The sequence below is a fragment of the Planktotalea sp. genome (genome assembly GCF_039984035.1).
Classification (GTDB): domain Bacteria; phylum Pseudomonadota; class Alphaproteobacteria; order Rhodobacterales; family Rhodobacteraceae; genus Planktotalea.
This window is the reverse complement of record NZ_JBDWVM010000281.1, coordinates 1-3,474: the sequence shown is the minus strand read 5'-3', so window position 1 is coordinate 3,474 and position 3,474 is coordinate 1. Positions and strand designations below refer to the sequence as shown.

Sequence of the window (3,474 nt, the reverse complement as noted above, 5' to 3'; positions counted from 1 at the left end):
ATTCGCGCGCAAGCTCCGCGATTTCACTGCCATCCGCGCCACTCGACATCTTCGCTTCGAGAAACTCGAATCGCTGAGTGATTTGCATGAGGCGGTCCATTGGAACCATGGTGATAACTCCCGAAAAACGCACGAATTTGGCGCAATGCCTTGCTTATGATATACTTAGCCCCATGAGAAAAGTCCTGACAGCATTTGTATTGACGCTTCCCATTGCATCCATGGCCGATGTCACCAGCCCGAGTGGGAAAACCGTCGATTGTTATTGCACCGATAAAGCCGGATCGCGCGTTGAACTCGGTCAGATGAGTTGCTTGCACGTAGATGGGCGTATGTTCATGGCCCAGTGTCAGATGAGCCTGAATGTCCCGATGTGGCGCGAAGTGGCCCCTGCGTGTCTCTCTTCAGAGCTGAGCGAGCCAAGCGTCGATACGTTTGCCGTTAACGCCCAGATCTGAGCGGCCAAAGCGCAAACGCCCGTAGATCATTGTTTTACCATCAACGGTCTGCACCGTGACGTAGTCAGGGAAGCCAATGAGCTTGGTGCGCGCGATGTAGGTCACATGCCCCTCTGCAGCGCTTCCTGCGAGCACGCGTGCACCGCTTTGTTGCACAACCTTGTCCAAGGCGGTGATGCCCACATCGATTGAGCGGATCACGCCACCGGCAAATGTCTTTTCCGTTTTACCAACAAGCGAGACATGCCAGCGCGCAGCGTCGCTTGGCGCAAGACGAATATAGGCAAGCAGTACGATCAGACAGACAAGAACAATCCAAAAAAACATCTTCACTTCCTTTTGCTCGCCTCCGCGCCGTCACCTTCGACGACGTGGCGCAGAACATTTACACGTCAATAGTCTGACTATCGATATGCCACGTTTGGAAGAACGCACAAGAGCTCGTACACCAAATTCGCCGCTGTAAGCGCCGTGTTACCCGACGTATCATAGGGTGGACTGACTTCGACCAGATCGCAGCCGACGATATTGAGTCCTCGCAAGCCGCGGATCAGCTCCATCGCTTGCATGCTTGTCAGACCGCCAATTTCGGGCGTGCCGGTGCCAGGCGCATAGGCTGGATCAAGGCTGTCAATATCATAGCTGATGTAGACAGGTTGATCGCCAATTTTCTGTTTGATGTCAGTGGCAAGCGGTGCAAGGCTCTTGTGCCACAGGTCAGGGGCAAGGAATTGATTAAAGCCCCAACCAGCGGCTTCAGTGAAATCATCCGCGCCATATCCGGTACCGCGTAGACCGATTTGAAAGACCTTATCTGCTTGTAAACAGCCGTCTTCATAAGCTCGTCGAAACACTGTGCCGTGGGTTTCGCGCTCACCAAACATATGCTCATTCACGTCCGCATGGGCATCGACATGGATCAAAGCGACAGGTCCATGTTTCTTGGCCATACTCCGCAGAATGGGTAGAGTTAAAGAATGATCACCGCCGAGCGCGACCGGCAGCGCATCAGACTTCAGAAGATCATCGTAATATTCTGTAATCGTTGACAGGCTTTTCTCTAGCGAAAACGTGTTGATCGGCACATCGCCAATATCGCCCACGTTCAAACTATCAAAAGGCGCAGCGCCTGTTTGAAGGTTATAGGGGCGTATCATCGCGCTTTGTTCGCGGATTTGCTTAGGGCCAAACCGCGTGCCAGAGCGCCAACTTGTCCCTATGTCCATCGGAATACCCAAGATCGCGACATCAAGACCGTCTGGCCCATCATGCGCAGGAAGCCGCATAAAGGTTTGCGGGCCAGAAAAACGCGCAAGCTCGTTACCGCCCAACGGTTGATTGGTCATTTTCCTTTTCCCAAATGATTCCAGCCCCATAGAGACAGAAGCTCCACCGCCACATGCGCGCCAGCGATGGCCGTTGCGCCGCTGGTATCAAAAGGCGGTGAGACTTCTACGATGTCGCCGCCGACCATGTTGATCCCAGCCAAATCGCGCAGGATGGCAGCCGCCTGCCACGACGCAAGACCGCCCCAAACAGGTGTTCCAGTACCAGGTGCGAAGGCAGGATCAAGGCAGTCGATATCAAAGGTCACATAAGTCTGATGATCGCCCACGATCTCTTTTGCGCGCTTGGCAACAGCTGCCGCACCATGTTCATGCACCCATCGCGCATCAAGGATGTTAACCCCCATTGTATCAGGATTATCCGTGCGAACACCGATAGATACAGAGCGTTCTGGATCGATTAATCCAAGCTTAATCGCCTTGTAAAACATGGTGCCGTGGTCGATCCGGTCCATATTGTCATCTTCCCACGTATCCGTGTGGGCATCGAATTGGATTAAACTTAAGGGGCCATATTTCTCAGCATAGGCCTTGAGGATCGGGAAACTAATATAGTGATCCCCACCTAAACAGATGCTGGCAGCGCCGGCATCCAAGATGCCCTTGATATGGGCCTGCAAGGTGTCTGGAAATGCGCTGACCATCGCGTAATCAAAGGCCAAGTCGCCATAATCGACGATATTAAGCTCGCTCAGCGGATCATAACCCCAGCCATAGGGCGCATCAGGAGATTGCAGGCTGGACGCTTCGCGAATGGCACGTGGGCCAAGGCGCGTGCCTGTGCGATTTGTTGTCGCTTGATCAAAAGGAATGCCCGTGATCGCCAGATCAACACCGGTGAGGTCTTTGCTATAGCGACGACGCAGGAACGAGGTCGCACCACCAAAGGTGTTTTCGTTGCTCAAACCACGCAAACTCTCACGTGTAAAGGCATGATCTACTTGTGTTTTTGCATCTTCCAATGCCATCGCTATGCACCCTTCAAAGGCTGGGATCGTTCAACGAGACGCGCAAAGAAACTGGCGCCGACGGGGGCAACCTCATCATTGAAGTTGTATTCAGGGTGATGGAGCCCTGCGCTTTCCCCCTGACCTAGAAATAGATAAGCGCCGGGGCGTTTCTCCAACATATAGGCGAAATCTTCGGCACCCATTTCGCGGCCCGAGTCTCGAACAACATTCTCTATTCCTGATATTTCTTCAGCAATATCAGATGCATGCGACGCTTCCTTTGCGTGATTAATCGTGGCGGGATAGCCGCGCTCGTAGTTGAGCTCAGCGCTCACCCCATAGGAGGCGGCTTGCCCTGCGACGATCTCACCCAAGCGGCGCTCGACCATGTCCTGCACTTTAGGATCAAAGGTGCGCACAGTGCCGTTCATATAGGCGCTGTCTGGAATGACGTTATCAACAGTGCCCGTATGAATCTGCGTCAAGGACACTACAAGATCATCAAGCGCGTAGTGATTGCGCGACGCGATGGTTTGGATCGCCTGCCCAATGCCACAAGCCGCTATAACAGGATCGCAGGTTTCATGGGGCATCGCACCGTGCCCGCCAACGCCCTTAATATCGATATGGAAGGTATCCACCGCTGCCATGATTGCGCCCGGCGTTGTGTAAAACCCCCCCGCGACAAAACCCGGCGCGTTGTGAATGCCGTAAACCTGC

At 53.7% G+C, this 3,474-nt stretch carries 5 protein-coding genes and 1 pseudogene; 1 reads left to right on the top strand and 5 read right to left on the bottom strand.

Annotation, left to right across the window (positions count from 1 at the left end; translation table 11 throughout):
* Positions 1-109 (bottom strand): annotated as a pseudogene (locus ABJQ89_RS12875) (peptide chain release factor 1); the annotation flags it as partial.
* A gap of 64 nt (positions 110-173) precedes the next feature.
* On the opposite strand from ABJQ89_RS12875, the gene ABJQ89_RS12870 reads away from it, so the two are divergent.
* A complete protein-coding gene (locus tag ABJQ89_RS12870; RefSeq protein WP_348496617.1) occupies positions 174-458 on the top strand; it encodes a hypothetical protein in 285 nt (94 codons plus the stop codon).
* On the opposite strand, the gene ABJQ89_RS12865 is transcribed toward ABJQ89_RS12870, so the two are convergent.
* The 4 genes from ABJQ89_RS12865 to ABJQ89_RS12850 form a co-directional block, all read right to left on the bottom strand.
* A complete protein-coding gene (locus ABJQ89_RS12865) occupies positions 405-785 on the bottom strand; it encodes a DUF1499 domain-containing protein (RefSeq protein WP_348496616.1) in 381 nt (126 codons plus the stop codon). The genes ABJQ89_RS12870 and ABJQ89_RS12865 overlap by 54 nt on opposite strands.
* Before the next feature lie 77 nt (positions 786-862).
* Positions 863-1,804, bottom strand: coding sequence for an agmatinase (speB, locus tag ABJQ89_RS12860; protein ID WP_348496615.1), 942 nt, complete (start codon positions 1,802-1,804; stop codon positions 863-865).
* Positions 1,801-2,772, bottom strand: coding sequence for an agmatinase (gene speB, locus ABJQ89_RS12855; protein ID WP_348496614.1), 972 nt, complete (start codon positions 2,770-2,772; stop codon positions 1,801-1,803). Before speB (ABJQ89_RS12855) ends, speB (ABJQ89_RS12860) begins: the two co-directional genes overlap by 4 nt.
* A 2-nt stretch (positions 2,773-2,774) precedes the next feature.
* Positions 2,775-3,474, bottom strand: a 700-nt coding sequence (locus ABJQ89_RS12850; protein WP_348496613.1) for an amidohydrolase, incomplete at its 5' end; no start/stop codon positions are given.